The organism is Nocardiopsis sp. CC223A (genome assembly GCF_030766825.1).
In the GTDB taxonomy this organism is placed as follows: Bacteria; Actinomycetota; Actinomycetes; order Streptosporangiales; family Streptosporangiaceae; genus Nocardiopsis.
The window spans coordinates 1-337 of sequence record NZ_JASFDV010000192.1; the positions used below are offsets into that span (position 1 = coordinate 1).

Sequence of the window (337 nt, forward strand, 5' to 3'; positions counted from 1 at the left end):
CGCCTACATCGACGTCCACCGTCAGGAGTTCGGGGTCGAGCCGATCTGTCAGGTGTTGCAGGTCGCCCCGTCCACCTACTACGCAGCCAAATCGCGGGCGCCGTCGCTGCGCTCGCGGACCGACGAGGCCACCACCGCCAAGATCCGGCAGGTGCACGCCGACAACTACGGTGTCTACGGGGTCCGCAAGGTCCACGCCGAGCTGAACCGGCAGGGGCATCGGGTGGCCCGCTGCACTGTCCACCGCCTCATGCGCCGGGCCGGTTTGCGGGGCATCACCCGCGGCAAGAGCCCGCGCACCACCACCCCGGCCCCGGGCCCGGACACCCGCCCGGAT

1 protein-coding gene and 1 other annotated feature are annotated in these 337 nt (G+C 71.5%); the gene reads left to right on the forward strand.

Features of this window, described 5'->3' with window-relative positions:
- Positions 1 to 337 (forward strand): IS3 family transposase (locus tag QJS33_RS31300; RefSeq protein WP_306371681.1); only part of this gene is annotated, 337 nt, incomplete at both ends.
- Positions 2 to 70: a sequence feature (AL1L pseudoknot), on the forward strand. Its footprint overlaps the gene before it by 69 nt.